This window comes from Mesopusillimonas faecipullorum (assembly GCF_020539505.1).
Taxonomy (GTDB): Bacteria; Pseudomonadota; Gammaproteobacteria; order Burkholderiales; family Burkholderiaceae_B; genus Mesopusillimonas; species Mesopusillimonas faecipullorum.
Map to the genome: position 1 here is coordinate 154581 of NZ_JACDXW010000002.1, position 21005 is coordinate 175585.

At 55.2% G+C, this 21005-nt stretch carries 18 protein-coding genes; 16 read left to right on the forward strand and 2 right to left on the reverse strand.

Annotation, left to right across the window (positions count from 1 at the left end; all coding sequences use genetic code 11):
• The first annotated feature begins 4 nt into the window (after window positions 1-4).
• The 14 genes from bamB to H0484_RS04195 all read left to right on the forward strand — a co-directional run bounded on the left by bamB (window position 5) and on the right by H0484_RS04195 (window position 16062).
• On the forward strand, window positions 5-1168 hold the full coding sequence (bamB, locus tag H0484_RS04130) for an outer membrane protein assembly factor BamB (RefSeq protein WP_226953186.1): 1164 nt from the start codon (window positions 5-7) through the stop codon (window positions 1166-1168).
• Window positions 1165-2598, forward strand: a complete 1434-nt coding sequence (gene der / locus H0484_RS04135; RefSeq protein WP_226953187.1) for a ribosome biogenesis GTPase Der — start codon at window positions 1165-1167, stop codon at window positions 2596-2598. Before bamB ends, der begins: the two co-directional genes overlap by 4 nt.
• Window positions 2599-3675 (forward strand): histidinol-phosphate transaminase, encoded by a 1077-nt coding sequence (gene hisC / locus H0484_RS04140; RefSeq protein ID WP_226953188.1) that lies wholly within the window; start codon window positions 2599-2601, stop codon window positions 3673-3675. It abuts the gene before it with no gap.
• A gap of 217 nt (window positions 3676-3892) precedes the next feature.
• A complete protein-coding gene (gene hfq, locus H0484_RS04145) occupies window positions 3893-4126 on the forward strand; it encodes an RNA chaperone Hfq (protein ID WP_226953189.1) in 234 nt (77 codons plus the stop codon).
• A gap of 120 nt (window positions 4127-4246) precedes the next feature.
• Window positions 4247-5353: a GTPase HflX gene (hflX, locus tag H0484_RS04150; RefSeq protein WP_226953190.1), complete on the forward strand. Its 1107-nt coding sequence runs from the start codon at window positions 4247-4249 to the stop codon at window positions 5351-5353.
• On the forward strand, window positions 5319-6632 hold the full coding sequence (gene hflK, locus H0484_RS04155; protein WP_226953191.1) for an FtsH protease activity modulator HflK: 1314 nt from the start codon (window positions 5319-5321) through the stop codon (window positions 6630-6632). Before hflX ends, hflK begins: the two co-directional genes overlap by 35 nt.
• Window positions 6633-6646: 14 nt before the next feature.
• Entirely contained in the window at window positions 6647-7525 is an 879-nt protein-coding gene (hflC, locus tag H0484_RS04160) for a protease modulator HflC (RefSeq protein WP_226953192.1), read from the forward strand.
• 144 nt (window positions 7526-7669) lie between these two features.
• Window positions 7670-8836: an ATP phosphoribosyltransferase regulatory subunit gene (locus H0484_RS04165; protein WP_226953193.1), complete on the forward strand. Its 1167-nt coding sequence runs from the start codon at window positions 7670-7672 to the stop codon at window positions 8834-8836.
• A gap of 97 nt (window positions 8837-8933) precedes the next feature.
• On the forward strand, window positions 8934-10229 hold the full coding sequence (locus H0484_RS04170) for an adenylosuccinate synthase (RefSeq protein WP_226953194.1): 1296 nt from the start codon (window positions 8934-8936) through the stop codon (window positions 10227-10229).
• Window positions 10230-10285: 56 nt separating this feature from the next.
• On the forward strand, window positions 10286-10828 hold the full coding sequence (locus tag H0484_RS04175) for a phosphoribosyltransferase (RefSeq protein WP_226953195.1): 543 nt from the start codon (window positions 10286-10288) through the stop codon (window positions 10826-10828).
• Between the two features lie 174 nt (window positions 10829-11002).
• Window positions 11003-11215, forward strand: coding sequence for a 30S ribosomal protein S21 (rpsU, locus tag H0484_RS04180; protein WP_226953196.1), 213 nt, complete (start codon window positions 11003-11005; stop codon window positions 11213-11215).
• 3 nt (window positions 11216-11218) lie between these two features.
• The gene (dnaG, locus tag H0484_RS04185; protein ID WP_226953197.1) at window positions 11219-13171 is read left to right on the forward strand and encodes a DNA primase; all 1953 of its coding nucleotides are present in this window, start codon (window positions 11219-11221) and stop codon (window positions 13169-13171) included.
• A gap of 109 nt (window positions 13172-13280) precedes the next feature.
• Entirely contained in the window at window positions 13281-15515 is a 2235-nt protein-coding gene (gene rpoD, locus H0484_RS04190) for an RNA polymerase sigma factor RpoD (protein ID WP_226953198.1), read from the forward strand.
• Window positions 15516-15861: 346 nt separating this feature from the next.
• Complete coding sequence (locus tag H0484_RS04195) at window positions 15862-16062, forward strand: hypothetical protein (protein ID WP_226953199.1); 201 nt, start codon at window positions 15862-15864, stop codon at window positions 16060-16062.
• A gap of 29 nt (window positions 16063-16091) precedes the next feature.
• Here the strand turns inward: H0484_RS04195 and H0484_RS04200 are convergent, their stop codons facing one another.
• Entirely contained in the window at window positions 16092-16508 is a 417-nt protein-coding gene (locus H0484_RS04200; RefSeq protein WP_226953200.1) for a hypothetical protein, read from the reverse strand.
• 107 nt (window positions 16509-16615) lie between these two features.
• Here H0484_RS04200 and H0484_RS04205 point away from each other — a divergent pair, with 107 nt between their 5' ends.
• A complete protein-coding gene (locus H0484_RS04205) occupies window positions 16616-16885 on the forward strand; it encodes an I78 family peptidase inhibitor (RefSeq protein ID WP_226953201.1) in 270 nt (89 codons plus the stop codon).
• Window positions 16886-17569: 684 nt separating this feature from the next.
• Here H0484_RS04205 and H0484_RS04210 read toward each other — a convergent pair.
• Window positions 17570-19282: a lipocalin family protein gene (locus H0484_RS04210; RefSeq protein WP_226953707.1), complete on the reverse strand. Its 1713-nt coding sequence runs from the start codon at window positions 19280-19282 to the stop codon at window positions 17570-17572.
• Window positions 19283-19650: 368 nt separating this feature from the next.
• On the opposite strand from H0484_RS04210, the gene H0484_RS04215 reads away from it, so the two are divergent.
• Window positions 19651-20904, forward strand: coding sequence for an ArsB/NhaD family transporter (locus H0484_RS04215; RefSeq protein ID WP_226953202.1), 1254 nt, complete (start codon window positions 19651-19653; stop codon window positions 20902-20904).
• Window positions 20905-21005 lie beyond the last annotated feature (101 nt).

Consider the following 21005-nt stretch of genomic DNA (forward strand, 5'->3'; position numbering starts at 1 on the left):
TCTGATGTCCAAGCGTATTCATCGACCCTTGCGTGTCATACGGAACCTGGCACTGAGCGCCACGGTGGCGGCGCTGGCGGGTTGCAGCATGTTTTCGTCCAAAGATGCACGCTACGAGCCCAGTCCGCTTACCGAATATGCGCCAGGCGCATCGGTAAATGTCATCTGGACGGCTTCCGTAGGCCGGGGCAGTGGTAGTAGCTTTGCGCCAGCTGTGGCTGGCGGCTGGGCTTATGCTGCCACGCCTAATGGCACGGTGACAAAGCTAGACTTAAGCAGCGGTGCGATTCAGTGGCAGGCCAACATATCGCCCGACCTCTCTGCGGGTGTGGGTAGCGATGGCCAGACAACCGCTGTGGCGGCAGTCGATGGTTCCATCATTGCCTTTGACGATAATGGCAACGAAAAATGGCGTACGCGCGCAACCGGTCGGGTAGATATCCCTCCTGCGGTTGGCGCGGGCGTAGTTGTCGTGCGCAGCAGCGATTATCGTATCCAGGCCTTCGACGCGGAAACCGGCGAAGCTATCTGGAACGTCCAGCGGCCCGGGCCCGCCTTGGCGCTCAAGACCAATATGCGCATGATCATCATCGAAGGTCTGGTCATATCGGGCTTGCCCAATGGCCGACTGATTGCGATTGGCGCCCAAGATGGCTCTGTACAATGGGAGGGTATCGTCTCGATCTCTCGCGGCGCCACCGACCTTGAGCGCATCAGCGACATCGTCGGCGAACCCCAGGCGCAAGGCCCCATACTTTGCGGCGTGGCGTATCAAGGCAACATCACTTGCTTTAACGTTGCGCAGGGCGGTTACCCCCTTTGGGAGCAACCTTTTTCCAGCACGACCGGTTTGGGCAGTGATCGCGTCAATGTTTACGCCGCCAATCAAACCAGCGTGGTTCATGCTTTCCAAATTGAAACAGGCGAGCCCACCTGGAGCCAGGCCGACCTGCGTAATCGACGCCTGACCTCTCCTGCGGTCGTGGCGCCCGGCATTCTGGTAGGCGATTATCAAGGCTATGTTCACGTGCTGGCACGTACTGATGGCGCGCTGCTGGGCCGTACCCAGCTAGGCGGTGGCGCCATCGTCTCTCCACCTTTGGCCACTGATCGTGGCGTGCTGGTGCAAACCGGCAGTGGTAACTTGGCACTCATTGGTGTGAATTGAAACAGACCACGTTTAAACCCGTTGTCGCGCTGGTTGGGCGCGCCAACGTTGGCAAATCCACGCTCTTCAACCGTCTCACCCGTTCGCGGGCGGCGTTGGTCGCCAACTTTCCCGGCCTGACCCGCGATCGTCACTACGGCGAAGGGCGCTTGGGCGACCGTCCGTATCTGGTAGTAGATACCGGCGGCTTCGAACCCGTGGCTAAAGAGGGCGTCGTCGTCGAGATGGCGCGCCAAACTCAGCAGGCTATCGCCGAAGCTGACGTCATTATTTTTCTGGTCGATGCGCGTGCCGGTATCAGTGCGCAGGACCATGACATTGCCGCCTTGTTGCGCCGTATCGGTCGGCCAGTGCTGCTGGCCGTCAATAAGGCCGAGGGCATGCGCCATGCTGCTTCAGTCATGGAGTTCCACGAACTGGGCTTGGGCGAGCCTTTCGCGATTTCAGCTTCGCACGGCGATGGCGTGGGCGAACTCATGGCAGACGCCTTATCGCACCTGCCCGATGTCAGCGCCGCTTACGCCGATCAAGCAAGTGTGCTTGCCGACGATGAGGTCGAGCAAGAAGGCAACGAACAAGAAGCGCCTGCTGAGTCTGAAGAAGCGACCGAAGAGGTCGCCGACCATCGTATCAAACTGGCTATTGTCGGTCGCCCTAATGTGGGCAAGTCTACCCTTGTTAACGCTTTGCTTGGTGAAGAGCGCGTCATTGCCTTCGATATGCCGGGCACCACGCGTGATGCGATCGAGATACCCTTCGAGAAAGGCGACAAGTCTTATACCTTGATCGACACGGCAGGTTTGCGTCGGCGGGGTAAAGTATTCGAAGCCATAGAAAAATTCTCGGTCATCAAAACCTTGCAAGCCATCGAAGCTTGCAACGTAGTGGTTTTGTTGCTTGACGCTCAGGCTGATATTTCCGATCAGGACGCTCATATCGCGGGCTTCGTTGTCGAATCCGGTCGTGCCGTGGTGGTGGTGATCAATAAGTGGGATGGTCTTTCCGCAGAGCGCCGAGAGCGCGTACGCAAGGAACTCGAGCACAAGCTGCGCTTCTTGAGCTTTGCCCAGATACTCACTATCTCCGCCCTGAAAGGGCAGGGCATCCCTGCCGTGCTTCGCGCGGTCAATGCCGCACATAAGGCGGCGTTTTCCAAGCTTTCCACCCCCAGGCTAACTCGCGTGCTGCACGACGCTGTGGCGCAGCAACCGCCACCGCGTAAAGGCATTTTTCGGCCCAAGATGCGCTACGCTCACCAAGGTGGGCAGAATCCGCCGCTCATCGTGGTGCACGGCAATGCGCTCGAAGGGGTGTCGGATTCTTACAAGCGCTATCTCGAAGCTCGATTCCGCGAGGTGTTCAAGTTGGATGGCACGCCCTTGCGCATCGAATTCAAGTCTTCACATAATCCTTATGTCCAAGGTGATTGAGTGAGCCGTTTCTGGAGCGATCACGTAGCGCAACTTTTGCCCTACGTGCCGGGCGAGCAGCCTAAGGTGGCTGATCTGCTCAAGCTGAACACCAACGAGAACCCCTACGGTCCATCGCCTAAGGCGGTGGCAGCCATGCAAGCGTGCATCAACGATGGTCTGCGCTTGTATCCCGATCCCGAATCGTCGGAACTGCGGGCCTCGCTGGCACACGGCTGGGGCTTGAAACCCGAGCAAGTGTTCATCGGTAATGGTTCCGACGAGGTCTTGGCGCACGTGTTTCATGGGTTTTTCCTGAGGGCAGGGCGCCCGGTGTTGATGCCGGACATCACCTACAGCTTTTATCGCACCTACAGTCAGCTGTACGATGTGCCCCAGAAGTTGGTCCCCCTGGCAGACGATTTTCGTATTGAAGTTGACGACTATCTGGCTGATTTCGGCGTAGAGCCTGCAGCCATTATTTTCGCCAATCCGAATGCGCCCACCGGCATCACTTTGCCTTTGGACGACATTCGGCGCCTGGCACAAGGCCGGCCCGATACCCTTATCGTCGTCGACGAAGCCTATGTCGAATTCGGCGCCGAATCGGCGGTGGCGTTGTTGGCCGAGCACGACAATATCCTGGTGATTCACACCTTCTCCAAGTCACGCTCACTGGCAGGCTTGCGCGTGGGCTATGCCTTGGGCAGCCCGCAGCTTATAGAAGGCCTGGTACGTGTTAAAGACAGCTTTAATTCCTACCCGCTGGATAGAGTTGCGCAGGTTGGGGCGACAGCGGCTTTTAATGATCGCGAGTATTTCGAGCATACGCGGCAAGCCATTATGCAAGCGCGTGAAACACTGGTCGAAGACCTTAACGAGCTGGGTTTCCAGGTGCTGCCCAGCTTGGCCAATTTTGTTTTTGCCCGTCATCCTCAGCATGCAGGCGCCGACCTTGCCGCAGCACTGCGCCAAAAGCACATCTTGGTGCGTCGCTTCTCTGCGCCGCGCATAGAAAATTTTCTACGCATAACAGTGGGTACGCCTGCAGAGTGCCGGCGTCTTGGTGATGCCTTGCGCGAGCTTCTGAAGCCCTGATTGCTGTTTCTCAGGCCTGTATTTCAGCCCATTTTGCCTGGTCTGCGGAATTTCTTTTCCCAAAACATGGAACCTGCTGTGGTTTGTGCAGTCTCAAGAAGGGCTCGGTGACAAAATAATGGCACTGACCGCCAAGCTTGCATGGCGGAGTGGGGGAAAACCCTGTAAAGTATCCCTCTTAGCAGTTTTCAATAACAACGCAATTGGAGTCTAACCAATGAGCAATAAAGGGCAAATACTACAAGATCCGTTCCTGAACGCCTTGCGCAAGGAACACGTGCCCGTATCCATCTACTTGGTCAATGGTATCAAGCTACAAGGTCAAATCGAATCCTTCGACCAATACGTGGTTCTGTTGCGAAACACTGTTACTCAAATGGTGTACAAGCACGCCATTTCTACCGTGGTGCCGTCGCGTCCTGTCAACTTCCAGCAAGAAGTTGACGAATAAGCCGTTTGCGCGCAACTGCGGGCTCAAGTTTTATGACAGCTACCCGCCGGCCTTCATGGCTGGGCGGGTGCTTTGCTTTATGCGGCAGACATACGATCGTTCTATGACCGGAAACAAGTCATGAAGGTGCTGATCATCAGCGTGGACATGGGCGACGCCGACTACGCCGCTCATGCAGAAGAGTTTGTCATGCTTGCCGAGGGGGCTGGTGCTCAAGTCATGGCCAGCATTCGCGTCAAGCGTGATCGTCCGGATGCCAAGTATTTCATAGGTAAAGGCAAGCTTGAAGAGGCGGTAGCGCTGGCTGCCGAACACGACGTTGATCTGGTGTTGTTCGATCAGCCTCTGTCGCCCGCACAACAGCGCAACCTAGAGCGTGAGTTCAGTCTGCGGGTAGTGGATCGCGTCGCACTGATTCTGGATATTTTTGCGCTGCGCGCCAAAAGTCACGAAGGTAAGTTGCAGGTTGAGCTAGCCCAGCTGCAGCACCTGGTCACGCGTCTGACGCGTATGTGGACTCACCTGGAGCGCCAGCGCGGCGGGATAGGCATGCGAGGGCCGGGTGAATCCCAGCTTGAGATGGACAAGCGCATGATCGGGGATCGCGTGCGCGCACTGAAAGAAAGGTTGGACAAGGCTCAACGCCAACGTGTAACACAGCGTCGTGCGCGTGCACGCGGAGGCGCTTTGTCTGTGTCTTTGGTGGGCTACACCAATGCGGGCAAATCTACTTTGTTCAACGCTTTGACGCGTGCGGGCGCCTATGCGGCAGATCAGTTGTTTGCTACGCTGGACACCACCACGCGTCGTTTATGGATAGAGGGAGCGGGCCAAGTCGTGGTGTCGGATACCGTGGGTTTTATTCGCGATTTGCCGCCCACGCTGATTGCCGCGTTCAGGGCCACCCTTGAAGAAACGGTGCATGCCGATTTGCTCTTGCACGTGATCGACGCTTCCAGTCCTCAGCGCGATGAGCACATTCAAGAAGTCAATAAAGTGTTGACTGATATCGGTGCCGATAAAATTCCGGTGATTCCGGTTTATAACAAAATAGATATGGTGGGGCTTGAGCCCCGAGTCGAGCGCGATGAACATGGTACCATTGCGCGAGTATTTGTTAGCGCCCTGGGGCGGGCCGGGCTGGATGGTTTGCGTGGGGCGATCGTCGAAGTCGGTCAATTAGCGAGAGATGATGCGCTTGATGTCGAAGATATACAACCTGAATGATCCGGGCTGGGGTAAAAACGGCGGGAAGAATGATTCCGAACCGCCGCGTCGCCCAGCTGGCAACCGCCCGGGCTCGCCCGATCTAGACGAAGTCTGGAGAGATTTCAACAATCGCCTGGGGAATGTCTTCGGGCGAGGTGGGCGTGGCGGCAACGGCCAAGGTGGTGGGGGTGGTGGTGCCTCGCTTCCTAAAGGCTCGCCCAAAATGTTCGTCGTAGGCCTGCTGGTATTGGTGCTGTTGTGGCTGGCTAGCGGCTTTCTCATCGTGCAGGAAGGCCAGGTAGCTGTTGTGACGCGCTTTGGCAAGTACGTCAAAACCCTGACGCCAGGCCTGCAATGGCGTATGCCGTATCCCATAGAAGCCGATCAAGTCGTCAATATTGCTCAGCTTCGCACCTTCGAGGTGGGTTATCGGGGTAGCGTGCGCAATAAGGTATTGCCCGAGTCACTGATGCTGACGACCGACGAAAACATCGTTGACGTTCAGTTCGTCGTGCAATATCGCCTGAATCCTGAAGGCGCGCCCGACTATCTCTTCAAAACGGTGCATCCCGACGAATCCGTGCGCCAGGCCGTAGACACCGCCATGCGCGAAGTCGTTGGCCAGCAGCCCATGGATTCCGTGTTGTATTCCGGTCGTACCGAGATTGCCGCACGCGTGTTGCGTTCAGCGCAACAGATTCTCGATCGCTATAAAACCGGCATCCAGATCAGTACCGTGGCTATCCAGAACGTGCAGCCGCCCGAGCAAGTTCAAGCAGCGTTCGACGATGCCGTCAAGGCAGGTCAAGATCGCGAGCGTCTGATCAACGAAGGTAATGCTTACGCCAGCCGTGTTCTGCCTGAAACCCAAGGTCAGGTAGCCCGTATGCTTCAAGAGGCCGAGGGTTATCGCGCCAAGGTGGTGGGGGACGCTCAGGGTGATACCGCGCGCTTCCTGAGTGTGGAAGGTGAGTACGTGAAGGCGCCTGAAGTCACCGGTGACCGCATGTACCTCGACACCATGCACTCCGTCTTGCAGCGTTCGGGCAAGGTATTGCTGGATACCGCCGAGGGCAACAATATGCTGTACTTGCCGCTCGATAAAATCGCCGGGCGTGTGGCGGCTGAAGCTGCAAACAGCAGCCCAGAAGCGCAGGCCGAGCGCGCCGCCACCGGCGGTGCCAAGCAGGTTCAGCAGGGCGGTACTGGTACGCCGGCGCCGCGTTCTTCCGGAAGTGGTCTGTATGGTTCTGGTGCATCGTCCAACGGCGATCTCACCAATCCCTATTCACGCTAATACCGGAGCCTGTCATGAATCGATTGTTGCCTTACTTGATCGGCCTGGTCGTCCTGCTGGTCGTGGCGTCTTCTTGCGTATTCGTCGTCAAAGAAAAAGACGCGGCCCTGGTGTTTGCACTGGGCGAGGTCAAAGAAACCATTACCGAGCCAGGCTTGTATTTCAAGCTTCCTCCTCCTTTGCAGAACGTGGTCTTCCTCGACAAGCGTCTGCAAACCATAGAAACCAAAGATCCCGAGCGTATCCAGACGGCCGAGAAAAAGAACTTGCTGATCGACTCTTTCGTCAAGTGGCGCATTGTTGATCCCCGCCAGTTCTACGTCACCTTCGGCAACAATACTCGTGCGGCTGAAGAACGCTTGGGCGCACAGATTCGCGATGCCCTTAACGCATCGGTCAACGTGCGTACTGTCAAAGAAGTCGTGTCCAGCGAACGTGCGGCCATTATGTCCGAAGTGCTGGAAAACGTAGACAAGCGCGCCAAGCCTTTGGGCGTTGAAGTCGTCGACGTACGGTTGCGCCGCATCGAGTTTGTACCCGAGATTTCCGAGTCGGTGTATAGACGCATGGAAGCCGAACGCAAGGAAGAAGCCAACCGGCTGCGCGCTTCGGGCTCGGCTGATAGCGAACGAATTCGTGCTCAGGCCGATCGTCAGCGCCAAGAGCTGCTGGCCAAGGCTTATGCCGAGTCGCAAGGTATCCGAGGCGAGGGCGATGCCAAAGCGGCGTCCATCTATTCTGACGCATACGGCAAGAACCCCGAGTTCTATCGTTTTTACCGTAGTCTGGAAGGTTACGATGGTGCTTTCGGCGGCGAAGACGATGTGCTTGTTATCAGCCCAGAGTCCGATTTCTTCCGCTATTGGAAAGGGGCAGAACCCGTTAAGCCCTAAAGGGGCTGCGTACGGCGGTTGGTTTTGCGCGCGCAACGCGCTACAATACGCCGTAAGTTGAAAACACACCGCAAGCGATTGGCGGGCTTACGCCCCCCAGTCGCTTTCTTTTTGGGTAACTGAAGACCTGTTCGGGGCTGTTTGATGTCTATCTGGTTATTGCCGGAAAATCTGGCCGATATCCTGCCTGCCGAGGCTCGTCGCATAGAAGAGCTACGGCGCAAGCTGTTGGATTTATATCGTAGCTATGGCTACGAACTCGTGGCACCCCCGTTGGTCGAGTACCTCGATTCTTTGTTGTCTGGAACCGGCAGCGATCTGGGCCTTCGTACGTGCAAATTGATTGATCAATTGTCGGGTCGCACCTTGGGTGTCCGTGCCGACATCACTCCGCAGATTTCACGTATCGACGCCCATTTGCTTAATCGCGAAGGCGTGACGCGACTTTGCTATTGTGGTGCGGTGTTGCATGCGCGCCCCGCCGATGTGTTGTCCGACCGCGAGCTGCTGCAGATAGGTGCCGAAGTCTACGGGCACCCCGGCGTAGAGGCCGATATCGAAATCATACGCATGGCCTTTGAAAGCGTGAAGCAAGCGGGTGTGACCCAGGCTCGCCTCGACCTGAATCATCCGGGCGTGTTGCAAGCCCTGTTTGAGGCCGATCCAGCCTTGCAAGGACAAGAAGAAGAGCTTGCGTTGCTGTTGGGCACCAAAGACGCGCCGGGCATCGAATCCCTGTGTGCGAGTCTGCCCGATTTGCGGGACGATACCTTGGCTGCTTTGCGAGCCTTGCCTTTTCTGTACGGTGGCCCAGACGTCTTGGCCCGTGCGCAGCAAGTGCTTCCGTCCTTGCCGCGTATCCAGGCGGCGCTGGCCGATTTGCAAACCCTTATCAGGGTGTTGCCTGGCTATGACATCAGCATAGACTTGGCCGACAAGGGAAGCGGCTACGGTTACCACTCAGGTGTTGTGTTTTCCATTTATGCCGAAGGTTGGCACGACGCCTTGGTACGCGGCGGTCGCTACGACGGCATAGGTAAGGTTTTTGGGCGCGAACGCGCCGCTACGGGTTTCAGCCTGGATCTTCGCAAGCTGTCTACGGGCTTGCCTCCGCCGCCGCTTACGCGCGCTATCAAAGCCCCTTGGGCAGACGATCCCGCGCTCGGGCATGCCTTGCAAGCCCTGCGTCAGGAAGGTCACGTTGTCATTCAGTTTGGTGCAGACGAAAGCGTCCGCACCGACGAGTTCCACATTGATCGTGAACTCGTTCTGGGTGAGCAAGGCTGGCAGGTGCGCGAACTGGCGCACTGATCAGATTACATTAGGCATCACAGGTCGCTTTCACGATATCAAAGCGGGTATTTTCACTTCCGGAGTGCCGTCGGGCACGACATTCACCAAGTCAGAAATGAGCAAGAACATCGTAGTGATTGGCACCCAATGGGGTGACGAGGGCAAGGGCAAGATCGTCGATTGGCTGGCCGAATCGGCTCAGGGCGTTGTTCGCTTTCAAGGCGGCCACAATGCCGGCCACACCTTGTGGATCAACGGTCAAAAGACGATTCTGCGTCTGATACCGTCGGGCATCATGCACCCCCACGTTACTTGCTACATTGGCAACGGCGTGGTGTTGTCTCCTGAGGCCTTGCTAAACGAAATTGCCGAGCTTGAGCAAGCGGGTCTTGATGTGCGTAGCCGCCTGCGTATTTCTTTCGCATGTCCGCTGATTTTGCCGTATCACGTCGCTATCGACCAAGCCCGCGAAAGTCGCAAGGGCGAGGGCAAAATCGGCACGACGGGTCGTGGCATCGGGCCTGCCTACGAAGACAAAGTGGCTCGTCGGGCCTTGCGTGTGCAAGATCTGCTGCGCCTTGATCAGTTCGAGCAAAAGCTGGACGAAGTGCTCGACTATCACAACTTTGTGCTCACCCAATATTTTGGCGCGGAACCTGTGTCTCGCGAAGCCGTCATGCAGTCTGCAGCTGCTTGGGCCGAGGCTTTGGCACCCATGGTGGGTGATGTCAGCCAGGCTTTGCATGCGGCACAAAAGGGCGGCCAGCGCCTGTTGTTCGAGGGTGCGCAGGGCGCATTGCTGGACATCGACCACGGCACATACCCCTTCGTGACCAGCAGCAATTGTTTGGCTGGTGCCGCGTCCGCCGGGGCGGGTGTGGGCCCTGATAGTCTGAATTACGTACTGGGTATCGCCAAAGCCTACACCACGCGAGTGGGCTCCGGTCCATTCCCTACCGAGCTTCACGACGAGGTCGGTGCGCGCTTGGCCAGTGTCGGTAAAGAATTTGGTTCGGTGACAGGCCGCGCTCGCCGTTGCGGTTGGTTCGATGCGGCAGCCATGAAACGCTCCATCATTTTGAATGGCGTGTCGGGCTTGTGCATGACCAAACTTGACGTGCTCGACGGGCTTGAGACCGTCAAGCTGTGCGTGGGCTATCGCCTTGATGGCGAGTTTGTTGATTTGCTGCCTTACGGCGCTCAAGATGTGGCCCGCGTAGAGCCCGTTTACGAAGAGCTGCCAGGTTGGCAAGATACCACTGCCGGCGTCACTTCGTACGACAAACTGCCGCTTAACGCGCGCCAGTACTTAGAGCGCATTGCGCAAGTTTGCGACGCCCCTATAGACATGGTTTCTACCGGCCCTGAGCGCACCGAAACCATCATGTTGCGTCATCCATTTGGTCTTTAATCCCCAGGCTGGTTTATTATTTTATCCATCTACTTAACGATGAACCGGAGCGCCATATGAGCCTGCCACCTAGCACCGATCGTGACCTCTGGGTCAGTTGGGACGACTACAACGCCATCATCGAACGCTTGGCGCTTGATATTCATGAGTCGGGGTGGCAGTTCGATAAAATCGTGTGTCTGGCGCGTGGTGGCATGCGCGTCGGAGACGTGTTGTCGCGTATCTTCGATGTGCCTCTGGGGATTCTTGCCACCAGCAGCTATCGCGAAGCTGCCGGTACGCAGCAGGGGGCGTTGGATATTGCCCAGTTCATCACCATTACGCGCGGCACGCTGGACGGCAAAGTGTTGCTTGTAGACGACATGGTCGACACGGGCCTTACCTTCAGTCGTGTGAACGAGCATTTACAGACGCAGTTTCCCGCCATTACCGAACTGCGCACAGCGGTGTTGTGGTGCAAAGGGCATTCCAAGGTAACGCCAGACTACTATGTCCAGCATCTGCCTACCAATCCCTGGATACATCAACCCTTCGAAGATTACGACAGCTTACGGCCCCATCAGTTGGAAGCCTGGATGCGAAAAGGGCAGAGTCGCTGATTTCGTGCTAGAATCTTCTGTTATGTTTAACTTGGCGTGGGGTTTGCTTGCGCCTAGCTTGTAAAAGCGAATGGCCGCTTAAAGCTAACGCCTGGTTTGGCTTAAACAAACCATGTGGCTTGAACCCCATGTTTTTTGCACTTTTTTTGAAACTCTAACGAGGCTAACGCTTACATGCCTACTGTCCGTCTGAAAGAAAACGAGCCTTTCGAAGTTGCTCTGCGTCGCTTCAAGCGCACCATAGAAAAAACCGGTCTGCTGACCGAGCTGCGTTCGCGCGAGTTCTACGAAAAGCCTACGGCTGAGCGCAAGCGCAAGCTCGCAGCCGCCGTCAAGCGTCATTACAAGCGTATTCGCAGCCAGCAACTGCCCCCGCGCCTCTATTGATCCTTGATCCCAGAGTCCTTCTTACAGGAACTCCTCGCCCGAGTCGATATTGTTGATGTCGTCGGGCGTTACGTACAGTTGCGCAAGGGTGGGGCCAACTTGCTTGGCCTTTGCCCTTTTCACAACGAAAAATCCCCGTCTTTTACCGTCAGTCCCAGCAAGCAGTTTTACCATTGCTTTGGTTGCGGCGCGCACGGTACCGCCATTTCCTTCCTGATCGAGCACACCGGGGCGAGTTTTCCCGAAGCGGTGCGTAGTCTTGCGGCTTCCGCGGGAATGTCTGTGCCCGAGGCTCCTCGTAATCCGGCTCAACAACGTGCGGATCAATGGCGTAAAACCGAGGTTTCACGCCATCAACAGGCGCTCGAAAGTGCGCAGGCGCACTACGTGCAAAGCCTGAAGGAGGATGCTGCTGCCGTCGCTTACTTGCGTCAACGCGGGCTAACGGGTGAAACGGCACGCCGATATGGTTTGGGTTGGTCGGGTCATGACAGGCGGGGGCTTGCGCAAGTGTTTCCCCTTTACGACGATGCTTTGCTCGTCGAAGTGGGCTTGGTCATAGAGTCTGAAGATGGACGGCGCTACGACCGATTTCGGGAACGCATTATGTTCCCGATACGGAATGCGCGCGGGCAGATCATAGGTTTTGGCGGGCGTCTGATAGCTAAAGGCGAACCCAAATACCTGAACTCGCCCGAGACCTTGTTGTTCTCCAAGGGCAACGAACTGTACGGCTTGTGGGAAGCGCGCTCGGCGATTCGCGCCGAAGGCTACGTATTGGTGGTCGAAGGCTATATGGATGTGGTGAGCTTGGCGCAGCAGGGCCTGGGCAATGCTGTGGCAACGCTGGGCACTGCGACCACCCCTCAACATGTGCAAAAACTGATACGTGCCAGCGATAAGGTGGTGTTCAGTTTTGACGGGGACAGGGCGGGGCGCCAAGCCGCTTGGCGAGCTTTGCAAGCTTGTTTGCCCTTGTTGCGCGACGATATCAGTTTAAGGTTCTTGTTTCTGGCAGAGGGCCACGATCCTGATTCGTTTGTTCGAGAGTTGGGGTCTGAAGCCTTTCGTGAGGCAGTTGAGACTGCGATTCCTTTGTCGCGCTTTCTGCTTGAAGAGTTGGCTTCTCATCACAAACTAGAAGAGGCAGAGGGACGGGCCGCTTGCGTGCACGAGGCGCGTCCCTTGCTTTCCCAGATTCCCGAAGGGGTCTTGCGCGTACAGATAGAGCGCGAGTTTGCGCGTCAGATGCGTTTGACGCCGGAAGAGCTGGCGCAGATGCTGATGACTTCAGCGCGTCCCGCTTTGGCGCAAGCGCCTCATGCGGTGGCGGCACACCAAGCGCCACACCTAGGGCAGGTCGAAGAATACGGCGGGCACGAAGAGCTCATCCCGCCCTGGGCCTATGAGGAAATGTCGACGCCACAGCCGCGTCCGCAGCCCCAGGGTAAAGGGCGTGGTAAGTGGAGTAAGCAGGAGGCCTCGGGCTCCGGTCGTCAGATGGGGCGTCCGGATATGGTTCGATCACGGCGTGTGACGCCTATGGCCAAGCGTTTGCTGCGTTTGTTGTGCATGCACCCCGAGTTAGTCGACGAATTAGGGGAGCAACAGCTTGAAATATTGGAGCATGGCCCTCATTTAGACCTGGTAAGGCGGATGATTGCATTGATCGGCATGACCGAGGCGCGCCATTTGGGCGGCTTACTGCAGGCTGTAGAGCCTGAATCCGAGCTTGAAGCCGCTTTACAGGGCCTGCGAGAAGAGCTATTGGCCGAGGATACCTTGCCGGATCCCTTGGCCGAATGGAATGACGCAGTACAAAAAGTAGAAATTGAAGGTATTAAGGCCGAGCAGTCGGCACTGATTGCGTCGGGTATGCCTGCAGAGGCTGACCGTTTGCGCTATCAGGCGCTGGGGCGACGACTGCTGCAGCTTACGCGTGTAATAGCGCGTTAAGTGCTGTAAAATTAAGAGTTTAGCGGAGCATGCCGGTTGCGGCGTGCCTCTTTTTGGCTTGCAAGGTTTCCCGTGTGCGGTTCGGGGCCTTGCGACTACGGAAGTGAATATGACCCAAACTACTGGTAAAACCACGGTGGCAACCAAGAAGGTAGCTGCAAAAAAAGCCAAGGCCATCGATACTGAAAATGTTTCGGTTGCCGAAGTAGAAGCGGGCACCGCAACTGCCCCTCGCAAGACGGCAGCGCGTAAGACGGCGGCACGCAAGACAGCGGCTGCCAAAGCGGCGGGTTCTGGCGAAACACAGGCGGTCAAAAAGCCGCGTGCGGCGAAAACAGCCGGCGGCACGGGGCGTCGTCCTGGGCGCCCGGCCAAGTCGTCTAACAATGACTCCGGTGGCTTCGATGACGATATGGACATCGAACCCGAAGTCATCCCCGACTTCAAACCTATGGGCAAGCGTGGCGGTAAGCGCGGCAAGGCCGACAAAGAGTCCGGCGGCCGCAACCAACTGACGCTCGAAGAACAAGAAGCGCGGCGCAATCGCCTTAAGATTTTGATCAAGCTGGGTAAAGACCGCGGCTATCTCACTTACGGCGAGATCAACGACCATCTGCCCGACGATCTGGTAGATGCCGAAGCTATCGACGGCATTATCAGCACCTTCAGCGACATGGGCATTTCGGTCTATGACCAGGCCCCCGATGCTGAAGCCTTGTTGCTTAGCGACGCCACGCCTGTGGCTGCCAGCGACGATGACGTCGAAGACGAAGCCGAAGCGGCATTGACCACCGTTGATTCCGACTTCGGGCGCACCACCGACCCAGTACGTATGTACATGCGCGAAATGGGCTCGGTCGAATTGCTTACCCGTGAAGGCGAAATCGAGATCGCCAAGCGTATCGAAGACGGCCTCAAGCACATGCTGATGGCGATTGCGGCTTGCCCGACCACCATCAACGAAATTCTTGATAATGTCGCCAAAGTTCGCGATAACCAGATGCAGATCGACGAAGTCGTTGATGGTCTGATCGACGAAGATGGCGAAGAGTATGCGGGTTCAGGCGTGCCTGCGGATGTCAGCGAGGGCGATGATCGTCCAGCTGGCGGCATGAGCACCAAGCAAATCGAATACTTGCGCACCAAAGCCCTCAAGAAGTTCGACAGCGTATCGCAGTGGTTCGACAAGATGCGTGCGGCCTACGAAACTAAAGGCTATGGCGCACCCGAGTACAAACAAGCTCAGGAAGCCATTCTTGAAGAGTTCATGGGTATACGCTTTACGGCGAAGATGGTCGAAAGGCTGGCCGATACCTTGCGCGAGCAGGTGGCTTACGCACGCCAAATTGAACGTGAAATCTTGCGCATCTGTGTAGACCGCGCCGGCATGCCACGCTCTTATTTCATCCGTGCTTTCCCCGAGAATGAAACCAATCTCGAGTGGATACAAAAAGAAGTTGACGGCGGCCATCCTTATTCCGAAACGCTGGAGCGCCACGTTCCCGCCGTGCACGAGTTGCAAGGCAAGTTGATCGAGCTGCAATCCAAGGTGGTGTTGTCGCTGAAAGACCTGAAAGGCGTCAACAAACGTATGGCCACCGGCGAAGCCAAGGCTCGCAAGGCCAAACGCGAGATGACCGAGGCCAACTTGCGTCTGGTTATTTCGATTGCCAAGAAATACACCAACCGCGGCCTGCAGTTCCTCGACCTTATCCAGGAAGGCAACATCGGTCTGATGAAAGCCGTGGATAAGTTCGAATACCGTCGTGGTTACAAGTTCTCTACCTACGCCACATGGTGGATACGTCAGGCCATTACGCGCTCTATCGCTGACCAGGCGCGCACCATCCGTATTCCGGTGCACATGATAGAAACCATCAACAAGATGAATCGCATCAACCGGCAGATCCTTCAAGAAACCGGTGTCGAGCCTGATCCTGCCACGCTGGCGCAAAAGATGGACATGCCCGAAGAGAAGGTGCGTAAGATCCTCAAGATCGCCAAAGAGCCTATCTCCATGGAAACGCCCATTGGCGATGATGATGACTCCCACTTGGGCGACTTCATCGAAGACTTGGCTACCTTGTCGCCTTCCGAGTCGGCGCTGCATGGTTCCATGCGCGATGTGGTCAAAGAGGTTCTCGATTCTCTGACGCCGCGTGAGGCCAAGGTATTGCGCATGCGCTTCGGTATCGAGATGAGTACCGACCAAACGCTGGAAGAAGTCGGCAAACAATTTGACGTAACGCGTGAGCGTATTCGCCAGATAGAAGCCAAGGCCTTGCGCAAGCTGCGTCACCCCAGTCGCGCAGACAAGCTCAAGAGCTTCCTGGAAAACCAGTAATCGCTCAGCGCTACCGCCGCGCACCACGCCGGCGTAGACATTCAACGGCAGCCTAAGGGCTGCCGTTGTTGTTTCAGCCCTGTACAGCGTGTATCCGAGGTACTGAAACGGTGCCTCCGGCCTTTCGAGCAATTGCTGATCAATGAACCGCAAGTGCTTAGTTTTATTAAGCTTTTACGACATGCCCTAGGGTTTCCCCCAGGGTTATGCACAGAAGGTGGGGATAAATACGGCAAGAGGGCAGTATCTGCTTACGGCATGAACACTTTAGAGACCGAAGTCTGCTGAATATCTGCTAGTTTTTATAGACGTTGGATGTCAATCGAAAACTCTTGCAGAGACAGATATGAGTGAGCACAAGCCTCAGGAAGATGGCGGCGCCAAGGCGTCGCGGACTTCCGAGCAAGTACCACCCCCCGAGCGCAAACCCGAGCTCGAGTCTGATGTGCACCCGCAGAGAAGGGTGGGCGAAGCTCCTTTGCCCGACGAGTCGGACAATATCCCGGGTGACGAAAATCAACCTAATCTTGTCCGGAGCAGGGGTTGAAGCTTAGGCAGATGTGTTGTGGATAATGATCAAACTGACGGGGGACGCCGACGCCGAGTCGGTTTGGTCGGGGCGACCACTTGATCTTCCGAGAAGTAGACGCTGTCTCCGGACTCGAAACGGCTGTCCTTTACTAGTTGGTTGGTGATGACACCACGATAGTAGCCAAAGCGAGTAGAGGGCAGTTCTGTGATTTTGACGGGTATGTAGCGCTCAGTCGTGAACGAAACCAAGCGGATTTCGTCTCCGACTTTGAGGGGAAGTCTTTCAAACCTATCTATGTCGCGGTGGCCGACTGTGATGCGAAATTCAGTAGGGCGGTGTTTGACGTAAGCTTGTTTGATCCGTAAATGCCAGTCCTGCAGTAACGACTCTGAGGTAGCGTCTTTGTCGCCGGATAATTTCAGAATTTCGGTTAACAGTGTGTGTTGCTCATCAGTCATCATAGGGGCATGTAAGAACGGCAGGTCGATAGGTTCGCGGCTATAAGGAAAGCAGTTGAATGGGGTGGTATGTTTGTTATAAACCAAGCTGTAAAAATGAAGGAAGTATCATGAAAAAAATCATTGCTATTTTTCCGTTGGCGCTTTTAACGGCATGCCAGGCACCGGTATCTTTGGAGGATACCGCTCAAGATCAATGTGGCGCCGGCAGCAGACAACATCTGGTGGGCACACAGGCCTCCAATCTAGACCCATCGGCTTTACCCGAGTTTTCCAGAGTGATTGCCCCCGGCACTATGGTTACCCGAGATTACCGCCCTATGCGCCTTAATATTTATGTAGGGAATAGTGGGCAAATTGAGAGAGTAGACTGCGGCTAAGGCGGAACGTAAAAATCAGCGAGGGAACAACAGCATGCAGCCTCGCATTACGGCTATTTCTTTAGGTGCAAAAAAGCCCTTCGTGAGGAAGGGCCTGGGAGGGTAGGTTTTACCGTCTGTAGGCTTGCCGCATGTACTCTTCCAGCTCTTGCGCCACGCTACGGTGGGGGGCTCGATAATTTCCCGAGCTAAGAAAGCTTGGGGTCGTGACCAAGTCATTTCTTTCTGGCTGGCCCTCTTGTCCTAAGACTTTTTGCTGGATGGCTCGTCGTTGCTCTGGGGTGCCGCGAGTGAGTAAGTGATATTCGACGTCACTCAGGTTTCTCAGTAGTTGTCCCAAGACTATCTCCTCATGATCCATTAACTTGATAATTGGTATACAGCTGGGCGAACGATATTTCAGCGTAGAGTTTTTTCAGTGGTGTCCTAATGGTTTTAGCTGTGATTTGCTTAAGGGGGAGCTTACATCTGCCTATAAAGGATGCCAGCAAGATGTATAAGTATCCAGTATTACTTTGTGAATGAAGTTGCCCAGTACGTGATAAAAGTAACAAAATATGTTTTTGGGTGTGTGTAGCTAGGTATTGTCTCTAGTGCGATGGAAACAGCTTTTATGGTTTGAACAAAAAAGCATGTGGCGGGCTTTCGCCTACCTACATGCTTTTTTACTGTTTTGCAGCTGACTTAATTAAGTTTTCCTATGGGCTGCATTTCCAGCCAAGCCGTCCCATTCACAGTTTCGCCATCTAGTGTACCGGTCACGTGCCCTAAACCTTCGTATACAAAGCGTGTACCTGCATTGACCTCCTGGTCGTCCCAGGCCATGGTGACGGTTAAATCGGCGGTGTGATCGCCCGACAAATTGATTTTATATTTTGTGTAGTAAGTTTCACCCGACACAGGGCTTGTCCATTTGCTGTCAGTGACAGGCTGCATCTTTATGTCTTGCAGGTTCCAGCGATACTCTGGCTCGAGAACGCCATTAAGGTTCTTAGGCGCTTTTGTGCTGAACAAAGAACTGACGTGGTATTCGCTGACCTCGGTGCCAACCATGGTTGTCATGATGGCTTTTTGCTGCTCTGGAAACTGCATAATGAAGAATGCCCAGCTAGAGTCCTTTACGATGTCAGTCGCGGCATTGTCAAACGTCTGGTAGACGACGTCCATCCAGAGCAGCCCCCCTGAACCTTGGGAGATCACCGTGCCGTCGTGGTCATAACTTACCGTGAAGTTGAGCACAGTAAGGAATGGCGCAGAGTAGTAGTAAGAACCTTGGCCGGTCATGGGGTCTTGAGTGGCCGCCAGGTATTTCTCGACTGAGCCGCCATAGTCTTTTCTTATAGCGGCTTGCTGCTCGGGCAGCAGCCAGTTGGGCAAGAACGAGTTGACCCCAAAACCTTCACTGACAAAGCCCATGGTGTCTTCTACCAGCACTTCCGTCGTCATGAGTTTTCCAAGGTTGTCTTGGCCATGGGAAAGGATGCGATATTGGGCACCCTTTTGCCCGAAAGTACCGGCAACAAGTTGAGCTCGCGTTTCATTCTTTGCGGCCACCGATCCTGGAGGATTCTCGGATGTGATGCTTAGGTCCCAAGGTTGGGTCAGAGAAATAGAGTTGCCGATAAGTGCAGCCCCCAGGGTGCCTCCGGTACGAAAACCACCTAGCGTAGGCGTGCTGATCCCCGTGCCTGACATGATGAGAGGCAGCCTAAGGTCTGTTTCGCCAGAAGGGTCTATTTGCTGATCTAGGCGTTGAATCAGACTGAAGTAGGCCATTTGCTGCTTATTGGCATCTTCTAGATAACCAAAAAAGCAATAAGCTTGTAGAGTAATGCCGGGCTGATCAAAGGAGAGGTATTTTTCTAAGGCACTAGGGCTTTTGGTTTGCGGTAGGTTGGCATTGTTTGCGTAGTAAAGGTTGCTTAAACCTAAATTTTTTACGCTAAGCTGGTTTGTGCCTGCTTGAATCTGGACGTCACTGAGCGTTGTTCCCAGAATGGCCTCATCTGCTGTGAAAGCCGAGCTTCGAACTTGATAGGAACCCTCTTTGTCGATAGTAAAGGCAGTCTTAACCATTTGGCTGCCCGATGGAACGCTGACTCTTTGGAAGGCTAGGGGGACGCCTTGCCTGTCTAGGAGTTCTACCTCGAACTGGCGTATGCCCTGCAACTCGAGTTGTACCGCTTGATGCAGATCATTGGCCGGAGTAGGGGAGGTACTTAGGGATACCTCGAGCGTTGCATCTGTATTGGAGCTGCCGTTGCACCCTGCTAATAGGATTGCAGCGCAAAAAACTGAACCCACTAGAGATCTGCTTTTCTTGAGTTTCAACATGACCGTATAAATTCCTGGTTGCGAACGGCGCTCGTGCAGCCGACTTGGCGCATTGTATGTCATTGGTTTCAATTAATCACAAAATTTAATTTTTATTAAAAGTAAGGTGGCAAGGGATGAGCCAGTGCAGTTTTAGTGGTGATCAAATTCCAGCTGACTACAAAGTAGTCAAAGTGCACTTGGCTTATCTGTTCTGGCGTTGGCTCTGATCGGTTCTACAAACGTCTTGGTCGCATGCCCATACAAATTGAGTACGCGGTTCAGCCAATTAGCGAGCAGGCATCAAGCTTCTCAGAATAGCTAATCAGACTCGTCCTGAAGGGGGATATCATTCGTTTCAACGTATGTAACCCCAGCGCAGTGACTGCTTGGGGCTGCACGAGGCCATAACGACGGTCAAAAACAAGTGCAAACAAAATTAGGGTTTGGTAATGGTTACGACAATTGTGATTTTTCTGCTGGTTTATGTGGCCATGGGGGTGGGGCATCTACCTGGTTTCAAACTAGATCGAACGGGGGCAGCGGCGGTAGGTGCCATGGCGTTAATGGCACTGGGCTATATTTCTCCGCAAGACGCCTGGAATGCCATCGACTACAAGACTCTCGGGCTGCTTTTCGGTCTTATGGTGGTTTCTTCGGCTTTCGTGGTGGCCGGCTTTTATGACAAGGCGGCGCGATGGGTTGGTGGGCTGCGGGTTTCGCCGCCGTTATTACTTGGTATCTTGATCGTTGTGGGGGGAGGGCTGTCCGCAATTCTGACCAATGACGTGGTCGTCGTGGCCATGACACCAGTCCTGGTATCCATTACCCTGACTCGGGGCTTGAACCCCATCCCTTTTTTGTTGGGGTTCTGCTTTGCCGCCAACGTCGGTGCGGCAGCGACCATTATTGGTAGCCCGCAGAACATGATCGCCGCTGAGGCATTAGAGCTGTCTTTTATGGGTTTCATGAAGGTGTCGGCTCTTCCCGCACTGCTTGGGCTGCCCCTGATTTGGTTGGTGTTGGCATTCATGTACCGGGGCAAGTGGCAGCAAGTGCCATCTCAGGGTGGTGGGGCTCAGGCGGGCAGTGCCGCACAAGCAGCCACGCCTGGCATTCCCTTTGATCGTGTCGAGACACTCAAGGCGGCAGTCGTCACGCTGGTTATGGTGGGCGCTTTCGTATTCAGCGACTGGCCGCATATGCTGATTGCCTTGGCTGGGGCTGCGATACTGCTGGTCAATCGTGGGATATCGTCCAAAAACATGCTTGAGCACGTAGACGGCGAGCTCTTGCTGTTGTTGATTGGCTTATTTATCGTGAATCAAGCCATGGCGGCGACCAACTTGCCTCAACACTTGTTGGCCGAGTTAAGCAGTATCGGCTTGCATCTTCAGGATCCGCTCTCTATGTTGGCCATCATGGCGGTGCTGAGCGATCTGGTGGGTAATAATCCCGCCGTAATGTTGGTAGCCCCTTTTCTGCATGGCGCAGCTCATGCAGAAGCTTTGGGCGCGGCGATAGCGCTTGGCTCTGGTTTTTCTTCAAACATAGTCATCTTCGGCAGTATTGCCGGCATCATCGTGGCCGAGCAAGGTCAGGCTCATGGCGTCAAGATCAGCTTTGCCGAGTTCACGCGAGCAGGTTTACCTGTCTCGCTGTTGTGCTTGTTACTGGCCGTGCTCTGGATTCTGTATCTCACCTAAGCGTCTGCACAAATCAAGCGGTCCACCTTGCTGTGGGCCGTAGGGAGTTTTGTGCCCCACCGTATGAGTGAAAACGGGGGTGCACCTGCGTTGGCGACGGC

Bases quoted from the DNA above. Each gene is read 5' to 3' on its own strand.
- rpsU (WP_226953196.1), top strand. From the start codon at position 11,003: ATGCCTACTGTCCGTCTGAAAGAAAACGAGCCTTTCGAAGTTGCTCTG.
- H0484_RS04205 (WP_226953201.1), top strand. From the start codon at position 16,616: ATGAAAAAAATCATTGCTATTTTTCCGTTGGCGCTTTTAACGGCATGC.
- hfq (WP_226953189.1), top strand. From the start codon at position 3,893: ATGAGCAATAAAGGGCAAATACTACAAGATCCGTTCCTGAACGCCTTG.
- rpoD (WP_226953198.1), top strand. From the start codon at position 13,281: ATGACCCAAACTACTGGTAAAACCACGGTGGCAACCAAGAAGGTAGCT.
- H0484_RS04170 (WP_226953194.1), top strand. From the start codon at position 8,934: ATGAGCAAGAACATCGTAGTGATTGGCACCCAATGGGGTGACGAGGGC.
- H0484_RS04195 (WP_226953199.1), top strand. From the start codon at position 15,862: ATGAGTGAGCACAAGCCTCAGGAAGATGGCGGCGCCAAGGCGTCGCGG.
- H0484_RS04215 (WP_226953202.1), top strand. From the start codon at position 19,651: ATGGTTACGACAATTGTGATTTTTCTGCTGGTTTATGTGGCCATGGGG.
- hflX (WP_226953190.1), top strand. From the start codon at position 4,247: ATGAAGGTGCTGATCATCAGCGTGGACATGGGCGACGCCGACTACGCC.
- hflK (WP_226953191.1), top strand. From the start codon at position 5,319: ATGCGCTTGATGTCGAAGATATACAACCTGAATGATCCGGGCTGGGGT.
- H0484_RS04175 (WP_226953195.1), top strand. From the start codon at position 10,286: ATGAGCCTGCCACCTAGCACCGATCGTGACCTCTGGGTCAGTTGGGAC.
- hflC (WP_226953192.1), top strand. From the start codon at position 6,647: ATGAATCGATTGTTGCCTTACTTGATCGGCCTGGTCGTCCTGCTGGTC.
- H0484_RS04165 (WP_226953193.1), top strand. From the start codon at position 7,670: ATGTCTATCTGGTTATTGCCGGAAAATCTGGCCGATATCCTGCCTGCC.
- H0484_RS04210 (WP_226953707.1), bottom strand. From the start codon at position 19,282: ATGACATACAATGCGCCAAGTCGGCTGCACGAGCGCCGTTCGCAACCA.
- bamB (WP_226953186.1), top strand. From the start codon at position 5: ATGTCCAAGCGTATTCATCGACCCTTGCGTGTCATACGGAACCTGGCA.
- H0484_RS04200 (WP_226953200.1), bottom strand. From the start codon at position 16,508: ATGATGACTGATGAGCAACACACACTGTTAACCGAAATTCTGAAATTA.